Here is a 14,802-nt window from a genome sequence, read left to right as displayed (position 1 = left end):
CCGTCCCGCCGATATAGCCTGCGCCCATGCCGGAGAGCGCCCTCGTCGTCCAGACCCCGGAGGAGGCCGCGGCCCAGGACCGTGCGCCGCTGCTCGTCCTCGGTCCGCTCGAGGAGCTGCTCGACGCGGCGGGGATCGGCTCCGGACCGATCGACGCGCGGATGATCGGCGACGGGCACAGCAACATCACGTACCTCTTGTCGCGCACCGGGGCCGACGTCGTCCTGCGCCGGCCCCCGCGGCCGCCGCTGCCGCCGAGCGCCCACGACGTGGTCCGCGAGGCGCGGCTCCTCCAGGGGCTGGAGTCCCAGGACGTCCGCACGCCGAAGGTCCTGCTGCTGCACGAGGACGACGCGCTCCTGGGCGTGCCGTTCTACGTGATGGAGCAGGTCCACGGCGACGTCATCGGCGAGGAGCTCCCGGCGCGCTTCGACGCCCCCGCCGCGCGCGACGCGCTGGTCGACGAGCTCGTCGACGGCCTCGTCGAGCTCCACGCCGTCGACTGGCGCGCCGCCGGGCTCGAGTGGTTCGGCAAGGGCGACAACGCCTACCTCGAGCGGCAGCTCCGGCGCTTCTCCGGGCTGTGGGACCACAACCGCACCCGCGAGCTCGCCGAGGTCGACGAGCTCCTCGCCTGGCTGACCGCCCATCGCCCGGAGCAGGCGGAGTCCACGCTCGTCCACGGCGACTACCGGATGGGCAACGTCATGTACGGCGCGGGGCCCGCCGACGCGCCGCCCCACCTGGCCGCGATCTTCGACTGGGAGCTCGCGACGATCGGCGACCCGCTCGCCGACGTCGGCTACCTGACCGCGAACTACGCGGCCGCCGGGATCGACTCCGGGCCGCTCGCGGCGATGTCGTCGGTCACGGCCGAGCCCGGCTTCCCGTCGCGGCAGGACATCGTCGACCGCTACGCGGAGCGGTCGGGCCGCGACGTCGGCGACGTCCGCTGGCACCAGACGCTAGCCGGCTGGAAGGCCTGCGTCTTCCTGGAGGGCTCCTACAAGCGGCACCTCGCGGGCGCGGGCGACGACCCGTTCTTCGCGGGGCTCGGCGAGAAGATCCCGGAGATCGCCCGCTACTCGCTCGCGATCGCGCACGGGGAGGACGCGTGAGCGGCCCGGCGTCGGGCGAGTCCGGTCCCGGCGTCGCCTCCGGCGCCCCGGAGGCGTCCGGCGTCGCAGCGTCCGAGGGCGAGCGACCCCGTGGCCTCCTGATCGACTTCGGCGGCGTCCTGACCAGCAGCGTCTTCGAGGCGTTCGACGCGTTCGCCGTCGCCGAGGGCCTCGAGGCCGGGTCGCTGGCGCAGCTGTTCCGCACGAATCCCGAGGCCCGGCAGCTCCTGATCGACATCGAGGCCGGAGCGATCGACACCGTCGGGTTCGGTCCGCCGTTCGCCGCGCTGGCGGGCCTCCGGCCCGACCGCGCCGACGGCCTCGTCCACCGGATGTTCGCCGCGCTGCAGCCGGACGAGGCGATGGGGCGGATGGTCCGCGCCGCTCGCGCCGCGGGGATCCGGACCGGGCTGGTCTCGAACTCCTGGGGCGACGGCATGCGGTACGACACCGCGCTGCTCACGGAGGCGTTCGACGCCGTGGTGCTGAGCCACGAGGAGCGGATCCGCAAGCCCGCGCCACAGATCTTCCTCACCGGGGCCGAGCGCATCGGCCTGCCCCCGACGGAGTGCGTGTTCGTGGACGACCTGACCTTCAACCTGCCGGCGGCCGAGGAGCTCGGGATGCGCACGGTCCTGCACCGCTCCGCCGAGGAGACCATTCCCCAGCTCGAGGCCCTCTTCGGGGTGCCACTCCGATGAGCGGCCTCGAGCGCATCGGGGCGCTGCTCCTGGACGACGGCCCTGCGCCGCCGCGCCTCGCCCTCTCGGTCGGGGACGCCGTCGACCGCTCCGTGGGCGTCGCGGCCGTCGATGCGGTCTCGGGCTCCGTGGGCGTCGCCGCCGGCACCGCGGTCGCCGGGTCGGTCGGCGTCGTCGCCTGCGCCGCCGTGGCGGGCTCCGTCGGTGTGGCGGCGTCGGCGGCGGTCGCCGGGTCGATCGGCGTGCGCACGAGCGCCGCGGTCGCCGGGAGCTTCCGCATCGCGTCGTCCGTGGCGCTCTTTCTCTGCGCGCGCTGCACCCGGTGCATGGCCTGCGCGTTCTGCGCCGACTGCACGGACTGCATCGGCTGCGTGGGCTGCACCGGCTGCGTGGGGCTGCGCTACGCCGTGAACGAGCACGGCGTCGACGGCCGCGAGACCGCGGCCGCTTGAGCCTGCAACCAGGCTGAGTCCCGTCGCTCAGTCCCGCGCGCCGCGCCCGTAGAAGAGGCGCGTCACGCGGGTCAGGAGCTTGAAGCCACGGCCCGTGTACGGGTAGACCTGCGGCTCCTTCTTCAGGTGGTACTTCGAGAGGATCAGCGTCTGCGAGTTCGTGTACTTGCGGATGCCGGGTGCGCCGTGGCGAGCGCCGAGGCCGGAGTCCTTCCAGCCGCCCATCGGGGCCTCGAGCGCGGTGTAGCCGATCAGGGCGTCGTTGACGTGGACCGAACCGGCCTGGATCCGGCGCGCGATCTGCTCGCCCTTGACCATGTCCTTCGTGAAGACGGACGCCATCAGGCCGTAGGGGCTGTCGTTGGCCAGGCGGATGGCCTCCTCGACGTCGGCGACCTTCATGATCGGCAGCGTCGGCCCGAAGGTCTCCTCCGTCATGCACTCCATGGTGTGGTCGACGTCGGTGAGGACCGTCGGCGGGTACCACCAGCCGGGCTTGTCCGGATCCGGGTTGCCGCCGGCGATGATCGTCGCGCCCTTCTTGCGGGCGTCCTCGACGTGCTCGGTGACCGTGGCGACCTGGCTCTCGATCGTCAGCGCGCCGACCTCGGTCGCGCCGGGCCCCGTCGGGCGGTCGTTGCGGAGCTTCTTCGCCTTCTTGGCGACCTTCGCGACGAACTCGTCGTACACCGGGGCCTCGACGTACACGCGCTCGACCGAGATGCAGGTCTGGCCCGTGTTGAACATCGAGTAGTAGAGCGCGTGGTTGGCGGCGCGCTCGAGGTCGGCGTCGGCGCAGACGATGAACGGGTCCTTGCCGCCGAGCTCCAGCGAGCACGGGATCAGGCGCTCGCCGGCGCGCGCGCCGATGCGGCGGCCGACGGGGGTCGAGCCGGTGAACATGATCATGTCCACGACGTCGACGAGGGCCTCACCGAGGACCGAGCCCTTGCCGGTCAGGACCTGCATGACGCCGTCGGGCAGCCCGCACTCCTTCAGCGCGCGGGCCATCAGGAGCGAGGTCAGCGGCGTCTTCTCGGCGGGTTTCAGCAGCACGCTGTTGCCGGCCATGAGCGCCGGGATGCAGTCGCCGAAGCCGTTGGTGAACGGGTAGTTCCAGGGGGCGATGACCCCGACGAGCCCGAGCGGCGCGTGGCGGGTGAGGACCTTCTTGCCCTTCAGGAGCGGCGAGGAGACCTTGATCCGCTCGTCGGCCAGCAGGTCGCCGGCGTGGTCGGCCCAGTGCCCGAACGCGGCGGCGGCGTACATGACCTCGGCGGCCTGGGCGTCCTCCCAGGCCTTGCCGGTCTCCGACACGATCGTGGCGATCAGCTCGTCGGCGTGGTCGGTCACCCACTTCTGCGCGCGGCGCATGACGCGGGCGCGCCCCTCGAAGCCGAGGGCCTCCCACGCGGGCTGGACGGCGCGGCCGCGGGCGGCGGCCTTCTGCGCGTCCGCCGGGCCGAGCTCGTCGACCCACGCGATCGTCTGGCCGGTGGCCGGGTCGATCACGGCCTTCTGGACCGGCTTCTCCTGCGCCGACGACGGACCGTCGGCCTTCTCGGGCGCCTGCTCCTGCGTGCTCATGCCGTCGACCCTACCGCGCGTAGGCTCCCGGCGCGACGAAAGGTGACGTTGGCGTCATGTTCTTGGCGGGCGAGGGCCGGACGCGGGGCGCGTCGCGTCGGGTCACGAACCAGGAGCGGGGCATGGCGCGTCGGGCCGCGGATCAGCCGTGCGCGGCCGGCACGGCACGAACGGTCAGTCCCTCCGCGTCGAATCGCGTACCGCCCAGGGACCGAACCCGACACGCACCCGCCGGCCGGCCAACGCGCTCGGCCCGGCCGGCCGCCCCGCCCGGGAACGACGAGGACCCGCCGGTCGGCGGGCCCTCGGTCCTGCGGTCCGCGGCGGCAGCGCCGCGGGAGGGCTCAGCCCTCGATCTTGATCGAGCGGATCTCGATCGGGGTGACGGGGCGGTCGCCCGCGGCGGTCGGCGTCGTGCCGATGCGCTGGACGACGTCCTCGCCGGCGGTGACCTGGCCGAAGGCGGTGTGCTTGCCGTCGAGCCACGGAGTGGCGTCGGCGGTGACGATGAAGAACTGCGAGCCGTTGGTGTTCGGGCCGGCGTTCGCCATCGCGAGGGTGCCACGGACGATCTTGTGCTCGTTGATCTCGTCCTCGAACTCGTAGCCCGGGCCGCCCGTGCCGGTGCCCTGGGGGCAGCCGCCCTGGATCATGAAGTCGGCGATCACCCGGTGGAAGATCAGGCCGTCGTAGAAGCCCTTCCCCGAGAGGTCCTTGAAGTTCTGGACGGTCTTCGGCGCGTCGGCGTCGAACAGCTCGAAGACGACGTCGCCCTCGCTGGTGCTGATGGTGGCGGTGCTCACTGGGGCTCCTCCGGGATCGGATGTGGGGGCACCGTGCGGTGCTCCCCGGGCATGGTCCTGCGCAGGACCCTAACGACCCGCCGCCGCGGGGGTCCGCAGGGGAGTCGCCGGTCCGGCCGGTCAGCGAGAGGCGGTGAACTCGCGGATCGTCGCGGTGCCGTCGGGGACCGTCGTGAAGAACACGAGGACGTGGCGGTACTTCGTCGTCGCGCCGCTCAGCGCCTTCAGCGGGACGGTGGTGCTCCCCGACTTCAGCGACCGCTCGCTGGCGATGGTCTCCCACGCGGCGTCGAGCTCGTCCTTCGGCAGCGTGCCCGACTTCGCCGTCCCGAAGATCTTGACCTTCAGGCCCGAGGTCGCGGTCGAGATCTTCAGCTTCCGGATCGTCGTCGGGTCGTCGAAGTCGAGGACGTAGCCCAGGCCGCCGGTCTGACCGTCCTTGAGCGTGAACTTCCAGCTCGTGCCGGTGCTGCCGTCGATCGCCTTCGGCTCGTCGCCGGTGTCCGCCGCGACGTTCGCGGGGTCGTAGATCGAGCCCTGGCCCGACGCGAAGGTGATCGGGCCCGACGGGGTCGTCGGCGTCGTCTTCGTCGTGGTCGGGGTCGTCTTCGTGGTGGTCGTCGTGCCGGTGCTGCCGTTCGAGGAGCCGGACGAGCCCGACGAACCGGACGAGCCGGAGTTCGGGGTCGCGTCGCCCGTCGACGGGGCCGGTGTGGCCTTGGGCGTCGACGTCGTCGGCGCCTTCTTGGCCGTGGTGGTCGGCGGAGTCGTCGCCGTCGGGGCGACGGGCGCGGGCGTCACGGGGGTCGTCGGCACGGGCGTCTGCGCGACCGGGGGTGCGGTGGTCGTCGGCCCCGGGACGTTGGCGGTCTTGCGGGCGTCGCCGCGGAGCGCGGCGTAGGACGCCGCGGCCGCGCCGCCGGCGAGGAGCACGGCGAGGGCGACGACGAGGCCGGCGGCCCGGAGCCCGGGCAGGCGCTGGCTGGTCTCGGTCATCCGCACGCCGCAGTTCAGGCACCACTCCTGGTCGGCCGCGCAGACGGTGCCGCAGCGGTCGCAGACGCGGACCATGCTGGCGGATGCGGGGTCGGTCGGGCCTTGGACCTGGGGCTCGGACGGCGTGCTCACGCCGGAGAGCGTAGCGACCACCGGCCCCCCGGTGCGCCGGCCCGGGACCCGCGCGGACGGCGTCGACCCGCGCCCCCGGCGAGCGGGGAGGCGCCGCCTTCGCGGCCCGGCCTCCGCTGCGGGCGCCCGGCGCCGCGTGGCCGTCGAGGGCGTCCCGCCTGTGCGACACCGCGCGACCCCGGGCCGCAGATCGATCGGGGAGCAGGACCTCGGAGCGCGCCCACCGGCCGTGGATCGGCCGGCGAGCAGGACCTCGGAGCGGGGCTCCGGCCGAGGCCCCGCCCACGGATCAGTCGGCGAGCAGGACCTCGGCGCGCACCTGGCCGCCGGCGGCGTTGATCGCCTCGACCGCGTCGGCGGCGCCGGAGGACGGGATCGTCGCGAAGGAGAAGTGCTCGAGCACCGAGACGCCGCGGACGGCCTCGCCGTCGAGGCCGGTCGACGACGTGATGGCCTCGACGAGGTCGCGGATCGCGAGGCCGTCGTCGGCGCCCGGGACCAGCACGATGCGGGTGCCGGGCTCGTCGGCGTCGTGGTGGATCTGCGGCTTGCGGCCACGGCGCGGCTTCTGGCGGCGGCGAGGCTCCTCGTCGGTGCTCGCCTCGGGGGCGGCCTCGACGGGCGCTGCCTCGGCGGTCGGCGCGTCGGCCGGTGCACCGGCGACGGCGGGACCGGCCTCGGCGACGACGTCCGCCGGGGCCTCCTCGACGACCTCGGCCGGGGCCTCGCCCTTCGCCGCGGCGCGCGTGGCGGCGGCGTGCCGGTCGCCCGTCGGCGTGGTGGCGCCCTTGGCCCACGGGGTCATCGGGATGCCGACGTGCTCCTCGATCGCCTCGCGCTCGCGGCCCTGCTTCGGCTCGACGAAGGTGATCGCCCGGCCGGTGGCGCCCGCGCGGCCGGTGCGGCCGATGCGGTGGACGTAGGTGTCGGGCGAGCGCGGGACGTCGTAGTTGACGACGTGGGTGACCGTCGAGATGTCGAGTCCGCGGGCCGCGACGTCGGTGGCGACGAGGATCGGCACGCGGCCGCCCTTGAACGCGAGCATCACGCCGTCGCGCTGGCCCTGGGAGAGGTCGCCGTGCAGGGCGCGGACGTTGTTGCCGCGGTCCCGCAGCAGGCGGAAGAGCCGGTCGGTGCCGATCTTCGTGCGGCAGAAGACGATCGCCTGGCGCGGGCGCTCGGCGGCGATGACCTCGGCCAGCTGCTCGGGCTTGTCCTTCGAGGGGACCTCGACGAAGAACTGCTCCACGCTGTCGACCGTCAGCGTGTCGGACTTCACCTTCACGTGCTCGGGCTCGTAGAGGAAGTTGTCCGCGAGCTTGCGGATCGGCGGCGCCATCGTGGCGGAGAACAGCGCCGTCTGCCGGCCGGACGGGGTGCGGCGGAGGATCTTCTCGACGTCGTCGAGGAAGCCGAGGTCGAGCATCTCGTCGGCCTCGTCGAGCACGACGAAACGGCAGGAGGACAGCTGGAGCGCGCCGCGATCGATGAGGTCGAGCACGCGGCCGACGGTGCCGACGACGACGTGGGCGCCGGAGCGCAGGCGGGAGATCTGCTCGCGGATCGGGGCGCCGCCGAACGTGGCGACGACCTCGACGTTCTTCCGCGCCCCGAAGCCGCGGATCGCCTGCGTGACCTGGATGCAGAGCTCGCGGGTCGGCGTCAGGACCAGCGCCTGGGTGTCGCTGCTCGTCGGATCGACGTACTCGATGATCGGCACGCCGAACGCCGCCGTCTTGCCCGAGCCGGTCTGCGCCTGGCCGATGACGTCGCGGCCCTCCAGCATCGGTGGGATGCCCTGCTCCTGGATGGGGCTGGGCTTCTCGTAGCCGATGTCGCGCAGCGCCTCGAGGACGGGCTCGGAGAGGCGGAGGTCTGCGAACGCGGTCATCCCCGGGGATCCTAGGGCGTGCGGGGGTCGCGCACGCGCCGCCTCCCCGCCGTCGAGGCCTTCCACGGACCGACCGGGCCTTGAGCCGAGCACCCGACCCCTCCGTGAGAGGCCCGTGAGAGGCCCGCTCCGATCCCGGCGACGGGCCCTAGGGTCATGGGATGGTCCCCCGCAGTCCTCGTTCCCGCACCGCCCTCGCGCTCCCGGCCGCGCTCGCCGCGACCACGCTCGGCGCCCTGACGGTCGCCGGCCCCGCGTCCGCCGTGGAGGCCCCGGCGCAGGTCGGCCCGCCCGCCTACACGCTGACCCTGAAGACGCCGGGGTCCAAGGCCGTCCGGCGGCTGGACGGCATCCTCCCCCACGCCTCCGTCGGCGAGGTCCTCGGCTCCGCCAACCGCAACGCGAGCGCGCTGCCGGCCGGACATCCGTCCCGCGCGGCCAAGGGGTTCCAGAACGGGTTCCGCTTCAACGGCGAGGACACCGCGACGAAGAAGTTCTACCCGCAGGGCATCACCGGGACGGCCGACGCGTCGCCCGACGGCCTGGTCGACGGACGCAAGGCGCTCCTGGTCTCCTGGTACGCGAAGGACCCGAAGGGCACGAAGACCGTCCACCCCGGGGTCCGGATCTCGTTCGTGACCGCCGAGAAGCTGTCGGCGGCGAAGTACCGCCACGTCCTCCTCGTCGACCCGTACACGCGCAAGGACAAGACCGCCGACTTCCGCTCGACGGCGAGCCACGCAGGCGGCATCGCGTGGGTCGGCCGCCGGCTCTACGTCGCCGAGACCACCGGTGGCCTCAGCGTCTACGACACCGGCCGCATGTGGAAGGTCAGCGCCACGTCGGGGAACAAGGCGAAGGTCGGCTGCACCCCGAACCCCTGCGAGGCCGCGGACTACCAGTACGTCCTGCCGAAGGTGGCGTCGTACCAGGCGAAGGGCGGGCTGCGGTTCTCGTCGGTCTCCTACGACCGGTCGACGAACAGCCTGATGACCGGGGAGTACATCGACGGCAAGCCCGGGTCGCGCCTGGTGCGGTGGCCGCTCGGGGCCGACGGGGCCCTCGCCGGCGGCAAGGTGACGAGCCCCAGCGGCGTCTGGACCACCACCGCCACGAACGTGCAGGGTGCGATGACGGTCGGGAACACGCTGTACCTGTCGACCAGCGGCAAGAACCACAGCCTGTTCCAGGGCCCGCTCGGCGGCGCGCTGCAGGGCCGCGGGTGGCCGACCGGCGGCGAGGACCTGACGTTCGCGTCGGCCTCGAACCGGATCTACTCGCTGACCGAGAGCCCCGGGAACCGCAGCGTCTTCGCGGTCTCCCGCTAGCCGGTCAGGCGACGTCGAGGACGAGCTTGCCCGTCGTCCGGCGGGCGACGAGCGACTCGTGGGCGGCCGCGGCCTCGGCCAGCGGCCACCGCCCACCGACGCTGACCGACACCTCGCCGCGGGCGGCCCGCTCGAAGAGGTCGCGGAGCGGCGCGCGGAAGCGGCGCTCCGGATCGTCGAGGCAGTGGAACAGCCAGAAGCCGACGACCGAGCGGGAGTGCCGCAGCAGGTGGCCGGTGCGGACCTCGTTCTGCTCCTTCGACGCGATCCCGCAGACGACGATCCGGCCGAACGGGTCCAGGGCCCGCAGGGAGGCCTCGAAGCCCGGCCCGCCGGCCATGTCGATGACGACGTCGACGCCGCGGCCGCCGTTGGCCTCGCGCAGGCGCCCCTCGAGGCCCTCGGGGTCGGGGTCGACCGCGACGTCCGCGCCGAACGCGAGCGCGGCCTCGCGCTTCTCGGGGCTCGACGCCGTGGCGATCACCCGGCCGGCCCCCAGGGGCTTCGCGAGCTGGACCGCCAGCGAGCCCGTGCCGCCGGCCGCGGAGTGGACGACGACGGTCTCCCCGCCCTCCAGCCGGCCGCAGGTGCGGTGCAGGTGCCAGGCGGTGAGGCCCTGGATCAGCAGGCCGAGCGCCTGGTCGTCGGCGAGATCGTCGGGGACCGGCACGCAGCGGTCCTCCGGCACGACCGCCCACTCGGCGTAGGCGCCGCCGCCCTGGGTCATCGCGACGACGCGCTCACCGGTGTCGTCGCGGACGCCGACGACCTCCTGCCCGGGGATCAGCGGCAGATGCGCCTCGCGGACGTACCTGTTCTCGCGGGTGTGGGTGTCCGCGAAGTTGATCCCCACCGAGCGGACCCGGACGAGCACCTCGCCGGGTCCGGGGACCGGCCGCGGGACCTCCTCGAACACGAGGACGTCGGGGCCCCCGAACTCGTGCTGGCGGACGGCGTGCATCGTCGGCGCGGACATCGGCGGGAAGCGTAGTCCGGGCGCCCCGGCGAGCGCCCGGTCCCGGTGCCCGGGCGTCAGTACGCGGGGGTGACCGCGGGCGCCTCGAAGGCGGCGATCACGCCGGCGAACTCGACGGACTCGCGCAGCGCGGCGAGGTCGTCGGCCACGTTGGCGATCTCGGCCGCCGTCGGCGTCCGGCCGTCGAGCCACGACTCGTGCAGGCGGTCGAGCTCGTCGAGCACGACCGTCGTCCGGAGCCACAGCTCGGTCTGGGGGAAGGGCAGGATCTGGTCCACGAGACGGAAGGTAGGGCCGTCCGGCGGCGCTGCCTAGATGGATGTCCGTCCCCGCCGCGGGAGGGCCGTCCGGCGGGTCGTGGACGTTCGTCCGGCGGGTCGACGCGGATCGCGCGGCACCGGTCGTCCACGGCGCCCGGCCGGACTGGCGCCGCCCCCGGAAGCACCGTCGAACGGCGGTTCCCCCAGCCCCCGCCCTCCCCTACGGTGGGCAGCATGCGCGTGTCCCGTCCGCATCCCCTCCGGTCGCGCCTCCTGGTGCTCGCGTCGGTCGCCGTCGCCGGCTCGACGCTCGCGGGGCTGTGGCGGCGGATCGGGCGACGAGGGCCTGATCACCACGTTCCGGGGCCCGTCCATCGACGAGCTGCAGCGCGCGGCGCTGCGCGACGAGGGCGCCGACCGCCTCCCGGCGCTCGAGCGTCGCGCACGGGACCGGCCGGACGAGCCGGCGGCGTGGGCGGACCTGGCGTCCCTGCACCTCCGGCTGGGTCGGGTGCGATCGAGGGCCATCGCCTCCGACCAGCCGATCGACCCGCCGACGCGCCGCGAGTACGAGCAGGCAGCCGTCGCGTGGAAGCGGTACCTCGCCCTCCGTCCGACGCGTCCCGACGCCGGACTCGCCGACGGCATGGCCCGGGCGTTCGGGTCCGACGCGTTGGACCGCCCGGACGACGTGACCACCGCGTACGAGGTCGCGCTGCGGGCGAAGGCGCGGGCCGCGGCGTCCGGCGGGCCGGCGGTCACGGGACTCGAGTGGTCCGACCTCTACGAGATGCAGGTGGGGAGCACCCGCTCGTCCCGCGTCCTCGCGACCACGGCCCGGATGGCGATCGCCGCGACACCCGCCGCCGACCGCGGTCTCATCCGCGCGCGGATGCGCGCGGCCCGCCGCCCGGACGACCCGCGCGCGCAGGCGGCGCTGCGCCGCGAGATGCGGCGGCGCGCCACGGCCGGCGCCCGGAGGGCTCGGGAGGAGGAGCGCCGGGACGCCGGGAACCGGTCCCAGGCCGACGCGGACCGGGGCCCCGGCGCGACGATCACGCTGCCGGACGACCGCCCGTAGGACCGCCGCGGCGGCCGGATCACCCGCCGCCGCCCCCGCGCTCCTCGAGCAGTGCCCGCTGGTCGACGATCGACTGCGCCACGTCGGCGAGGCGCAGGTTGCGGTCCCGGGCGCTGCGCTGGATCCGCCGGAAGGCGGCGGGCTCGTCGATGCCGAGCGCGCGGATCAGGATCCCCTTGGCCTGCTCGACGACCTTGCGCTCCGCGAGGGCCTGCCGGGCGCCCGTGACCTCGTCCTGGAGCGCCTCGTGCTCCGCGTGCCGGGCGGCGGCGAGGCGCAGCGCCGCGTCGAGCTGCCGGTCGTCGACCGGCTTGGTGAGGAAGGCGTCGACCTTCGACGCGATCGACCGCTCGACGAGCTCCGGGGCCTCCAGGCCCGTGAGGACGACCACCGGGCGCCGCGGCCCGATCGCGGCGAGCGTCGCCGCGAGCTCCAGGCCGTCGGCGTCCTCGAGGTCGACGTCGAGCAGGTACAGATCGGGGGCCTCCTCCGCGGCCAGCCGCAGGACGTCGGCGCCGCGGGCGGCCGGGCCGATCACCTCGTGCCCGAGGCCCTGCAGGCGCTTGGCGATGCCCAGCGCGATGATCGGGTCGTCCTCGGCGACCAGGACGCGCATCAGCGCCCCGTCCCCGGGCGCCCGCGTCCGCCGGCGCGGCGGGTCGCCCGGGCGTCGCCGCCGGCCGGGAGGTCGCCGCCCCCGCCCGCGGCTCGCCCGTCGCGGTCGAGCGCGAACCGCACCACGATCCCCGCCTCCGTCGACTCCAGCGACCCGCGGAGCCCCTGCTCGACCACCTGACGGACGAGCTGCAGCCCGAGGCCGGGCGACGCCCAGCGGTCGGCGGACGGTCCCGGGCCGTCGTCGGCGACCGCGACCTCGACCCTGCCGTCGTCGTCGACGGCCAGCGCGACCCGCACGGCCCCCGCGCCGTGCTGGTGCGCGTTGGTGACGAGCTCGTTGACGACGACCCCGAGGTGCTGGGCCTGCTGGAAGGGCAGCGCGACCGGTGCCACGGAGAGCGCGGTGGCCCCCGGGTGGGCGGCGCCGACGACCGCGTCGAGCAGCTCGTCCGCGGGGACCCGTCCGCCGCTGCGCGCGGCGAGCACGTCGTGGACCGCCGCGATCGACCGGATCCGGGCGCCGGCCTGGTCGAACGCCCCGCCGCCCGCCTCGTCGTCGGGGCGCGCGAGCAGCAGCAGGTCCGCGACCACCTGGAGGGAGTTCTTCACGCGGTGGTGGCCCTCGGCGAGCATCGCGCCCTCGAGCTCGGCGCGCCGGATCGCCTCCGTCCGCGCGTGGGTCTGTCGACGGATCGCCGCCGCGAGCTGCCGGCCGAGCGCCGCCGAGGCCGCGAGCAGCAGGAGGTGCAGCGCGGCCTCGGGCCGGGGCAGCGGGTCGACCGCGAGCAGTACGGACGCGACGAACGTCGCGGCGGCCGCCGCCAGCCAGGGCGCGAGTCGCCGGCCGTCGTGGACCATCGCGAGGAACGGCACCACGAGGAAGAAGAGGAGGTCGAGCCGGGCCGCGCCGCCGGCCGTGACGACGAGACCCCCGACGCCGCCGAGCAGCGCGGCGGACCAGGCGTCCAGGAGCAGCCGGCCGCGGCTCGTCGGGAGGATCCGCGCCCACGGCAGCAGCCCCAGCGCGGCGTGCCCGACGGCCCCCAGCCCGGTCGTGACGAGCACGACGGACTCGTGCTGGACGGGCAGCCCGACGGCGATCCCGACGAGCACGGCGACGATCGACAGCCAGCCGAGCAGCGCCGCCGCGCGGACGGCCTCGATCAGCGCGTCGGAGGAGGGATCGCCCTGTGGGACGGCCGGTCGCGACGCGGCTGTGAGACCTGTCGCAGAGGCGATGGAGGTCGCACCCACGGTGCTATCGTCGCAGACGGTCGCTCTCGCTCGGTGACCAGGGTCCTGTCGCCCGTCCCACCCCTCGCCCCTGCTCTGCAGGGGCCGGACGGATCGCAGGAGACCCTTCGTGCTCACCCCACTCACCGCCCCGCTCGCGTCGGTCGCGCTCGACCTCTCGCGCTGGCAGTTCGCGCTGACGACGCTCATCCACTTCTCGATCGTGGCCGTCTCGATCGGCCTCACGTTCCAGGTCGCGGTCATGCAGACCCGCTGGCGGCGGACCGGCGACGAGGTCTGGCTCCGCCTGACGAAGTACTACGCCAAGGCGATGCTGCTCTGCTTCGGCGTCGGCGTCGTCACGGGCCTCATCCAGACGTTCCAGCTCGGCATGAACTGGGCCGGGTTCTCGCGCTATGCGGGCGACATCTTCGGCGCGCCGCTCGCACTCGAGGGCCTCGGCGCGTTCTTCGTGGAGTCCGTCTTCCTCGGGCTCTGGGTCTTCGGCTGGGGCCGGCTCGGCCCGCGCCTGCACCTCGCCTGCCTGTGGATCGTCGGCGTCGCGACCCTGATGTCGGCCTACGCGATCCTCACCGCCAACACCTGGATGCAGGGGCCGCGCGGCTACGAGATCGTCGACGGGAAGGCGCAGGTCACGGACGTCTGGGCGATCTTCCTGAACGTCGACGTCGGCCTCGCGTTCGCGCACGTCGTCCTGACCGCGCTGCTGACCGGCTGCGTCGTCGTCCTCGGCATCGCGGCGTTCCACCTCCTGCGCGGCCGCGACGTCGACGCCTTCTCCCGCGTCGCGAAGCAGGCGTGCGCGATCGGCCTCGTCGCCGGATCGCTCGGGATCGTCGCCGGGCACTTCCAGGGCGTCCGCGCGGTCGACCGCCAGCCGATGAAGATGGCCGCCGCGGAGGCGCTCTACACGACCTCGTCCCCCGCACCGCTGTCGTTGTTCGCGATCGGGCCGCTGCGTTCGAACCCCGGCGAGCCCACGGTGAACGTGAAGGTCCCGGCGCTCCTGTCGCTGATCGACGACTTCTCCGTCAACGCGAAGGTCCGCGGGATCGACGACCTCCAGCGCGAGGCCGTGGCCCGCTACGGGCCCGGGAACTACGTCCCGAACGTCCCGCTCCTCTACTGGAGCTTCCGGATCATGCTCGGGATGGGCACGGCGCTCGTCGGCCTGATGGCGCTCGGGCTGCTGCTCGCGCGCCGGAACCGCCTGGCGTCGTCGAAGTGGTTCCTCCGCGCCGCGATGGCTGCGGTCGCCGCGCCGTTCCTCGCCCAGGCCGGCGGCTGGGTCCTGCGCGAGGGCGGCCGGCAGCCGTGGATCATCCAGGGCCTGCTGAAGACCGCCGACGGCCGGTCGGCGAACGTCGGCGCCGTGGCGGTCGCGGTGAGCCTCGTCGTCTTCCTGACGATCTACCTCGGCACCGTCGCTCTCGCGCTCCGGACGATGCGCCACGAGCTCGCAGGCGGCCTCGGCCCGGACCCGGAGCACGACGAGGACGACCACGGCGGCGGCCCCGACCCCGGCAGCGGCACGCCCGGCGACGACCACCGCGACCGCCGCAGCGCCACCGCCGGCCTCGCCCTCACCTACTAGGAGGACCGCAC

The 14,802-nt window shown here is 74.3% G+C and carries 14 protein-coding genes; 6 read left to right on the top strand and 8 right to left on the bottom strand.

All coding sequences use genetic code 11. The features are described from left to right. The first annotated feature begins 26 nt into the window (after positions 1–26). From PATMI_RS0111435 to PATMI_RS0111425, 3 genes are read left to right on the top strand one after another with little or no spacing between them, the layout of a single operon-like run. Positions 27–1,118, top strand: a complete 1,092-nt coding sequence (locus PATMI_RS0111435; protein ID WP_026910991.1) for a phosphotransferase family protein — start codon at positions 27–29, stop codon at positions 1,116–1,118. After that, a complete protein-coding gene (locus PATMI_RS0111430) occupies positions 1,115–1,819 on the top strand; it encodes an HAD family hydrolase (RefSeq protein WP_051471410.1) in 705 nt (234 codons plus the stop codon). Before PATMI_RS0111435 ends, PATMI_RS0111430 begins: the two co-directional genes overlap by 4 nt. Continuing rightward, positions 1,816–2,271 (top strand): hypothetical protein, encoded by a 456-nt coding sequence (locus PATMI_RS0111425; RefSeq protein ID WP_051471408.1) that lies wholly within the window; start codon positions 1,816–1,818, stop codon positions 2,269–2,271. The genes PATMI_RS0111430 and PATMI_RS0111425 overlap by 4 nt, the downstream gene beginning before the upstream one ends. Positions 2,272–2,298: 27 nt before the next feature. Here PATMI_RS0111425 and PATMI_RS0111420 read toward each other — a convergent pair whose 3' ends face one another. The 4 genes from PATMI_RS0111420 to PATMI_RS29360 all read right to left on the bottom strand — a co-directional run bounded on the left by PATMI_RS0111420 (position 2,299) and on the right by PATMI_RS29360 (position 7,680). Continuing rightward, the gene (locus tag PATMI_RS0111420) at positions 2,299–3,858 is read right to left on the bottom strand and encodes a succinic semialdehyde dehydrogenase (protein ID WP_026910988.1); all 1,560 of its coding nucleotides are present in this window, start codon (positions 3,856–3,858) and stop codon (positions 2,299–2,301) included. 344 nt (positions 3,859–4,202) lie between these two features. Further along, positions 4,203–4,661 (bottom strand): peptidylprolyl isomerase, encoded by a 459-nt coding sequence (locus tag PATMI_RS0111415; protein ID WP_026910987.1) that lies wholly within the window; start codon positions 4,659–4,661, stop codon positions 4,203–4,205. 120 nt (positions 4,662–4,781) lie between these two features. Next, complete coding sequence (locus PATMI_RS0111410) at positions 4,782–5,789, bottom strand: hypothetical protein (RefSeq protein ID WP_026910986.1); 1,008 nt, start codon at positions 5,787–5,789, stop codon at positions 4,782–4,784. A 289-nt stretch (positions 5,790–6,078) separates the two neighbouring features. After that, the gene (locus PATMI_RS29360; RefSeq protein ID WP_036725717.1) at positions 6,079–7,680 is read right to left on the bottom strand and encodes a DEAD/DEAH box helicase; all 1,602 of its coding nucleotides are present in this window, start codon (positions 7,678–7,680) and stop codon (positions 6,079–6,081) included. A 161-nt stretch (positions 7,681–7,841) separates the two neighbouring features. Here PATMI_RS29360 and PATMI_RS0111400 point away from each other — a divergent pair, with 161 nt between their 5' ends. Next, the gene (locus PATMI_RS0111400; RefSeq protein ID WP_026910985.1) at positions 7,842–9,008 is read left to right on the top strand and encodes a hypothetical protein; all 1,167 of its coding nucleotides are present in this window, start codon (positions 7,842–7,844) and stop codon (positions 9,006–9,008) included. Between the two features lie 4 nt (positions 9,009–9,012). Here the strand turns inward: PATMI_RS0111400 and PATMI_RS0111395 are convergent, their stop codons facing one another. Continuing rightward, positions 9,013–9,969 (bottom strand): zinc-binding dehydrogenase, encoded by a 957-nt coding sequence (locus PATMI_RS0111395; RefSeq protein WP_026910984.1) that lies wholly within the window; start codon positions 9,967–9,969, stop codon positions 9,013–9,015. 71 nt (positions 9,970–10,040) lie between these two features. Continuing rightward, a complete protein-coding gene (locus PATMI_RS0111390; RefSeq protein ID WP_026910983.1) occupies positions 10,041–10,262 on the bottom strand; it encodes a hypothetical protein in 222 nt (73 codons plus the stop codon). Between the two features lie 493 nt (positions 10,263–10,755). On the opposite strand from PATMI_RS0111390, the gene PATMI_RS0111385 reads away from it, so the two are divergent. Further along, entirely contained in the window at positions 10,756–11,325 is a 570-nt protein-coding gene (locus PATMI_RS0111385) for a hypothetical protein (protein WP_026910982.1), read from the top strand. 19 nt (positions 11,326–11,344) lie between these two features. Here the strand turns inward: PATMI_RS0111385 and PATMI_RS29355 are convergent, their stop codons facing one another. Continuing rightward, a complete protein-coding gene (locus PATMI_RS29355; RefSeq protein WP_051471403.1) occupies positions 11,345–11,941 on the bottom strand; it encodes an ANTAR domain-containing response regulator in 597 nt (198 codons plus the stop codon). Further along, positions 11,941–13,197: a sensor histidine kinase gene (locus PATMI_RS34425; protein WP_026910981.1), complete on the bottom strand. Its 1,257-nt coding sequence runs from the start codon at positions 13,195–13,197 to the stop codon at positions 11,941–11,943. The genes PATMI_RS29355 and PATMI_RS34425 overlap by 1 nt, the downstream gene beginning before the upstream one ends. 109 nt (positions 13,198–13,306) lie before the next feature. Here PATMI_RS34425 and PATMI_RS29345 point away from each other — a divergent pair, with 109 nt between their 5' ends. Beyond that, complete coding sequence (locus PATMI_RS29345; protein ID WP_051471399.1) at positions 13,307–14,791, top strand: cytochrome ubiquinol oxidase subunit I; 1,485 nt, start codon at positions 13,307–13,309, stop codon at positions 14,789–14,791. The last annotated feature ends 11 nt before the right edge of the window (positions 14,792–14,802 follow it).

Origin of the sequence: Patulibacter minatonensis DSM 18081, assembly GCF_000519325.1 — a bacterium.
In the GTDB taxonomy this organism is placed as follows: Bacteria; Actinomycetota; Thermoleophilia; order Solirubrobacterales; family Solirubrobacteraceae; genus Patulibacter; species Patulibacter minatonensis.
The sequence above is the reverse complement of the archived record's forward strand: the minus strand, read 5'-3'. Positions and strand labels throughout refer to the sequence as shown.

What these genes read in the sequence shown, in the direction of transcription:
- PATMI_RS0111435 (WP_026910991.1), top strand. Translation starts at nt 27, where the DNA reads ATGCCGGAGAGCGCCCTCGTCGTCCAGACCCCGGAGGAGGCCGCGGCC.
- PATMI_RS0111425 (WP_051471408.1), top strand. Translation starts at nt 1,816, where the DNA reads ATGAGCGGCCTCGAGCGCATCGGGGCGCTGCTCCTGGACGACGGCCCT.
- PATMI_RS0111420 (WP_026910988.1), bottom strand. Translation starts at nt 3,858, where the DNA reads ATGAGCACGCAGGAGCAGGCGCCCGAGAAGGCCGACGGTCCGTCGTCG.
- PATMI_RS29360 (WP_036725717.1), bottom strand. Translation starts at nt 7,680, where the DNA reads ATGACCGCGTTCGCAGACCTCCGCCTCTCCGAGCCCGTCCTCGAGGCG.
- PATMI_RS0111400 (WP_026910985.1), top strand. Translation starts at nt 7,842, where the DNA reads ATGGTCCCCCGCAGTCCTCGTTCCCGCACCGCCCTCGCGCTCCCGGCC.
- PATMI_RS0111395 (WP_026910984.1), bottom strand. Translation starts at nt 9,969, where the DNA reads ATGCACGCCGTCCGCCAGCACGAGTTCGGGGGCCCCGACGTCCTCGTG.
- PATMI_RS29355 (WP_051471403.1), bottom strand. Translation starts at nt 11,941, where the DNA reads ATGCGCGTCCTGGTCGCCGAGGACGACCCGATCATCGCGCTGGGCATC.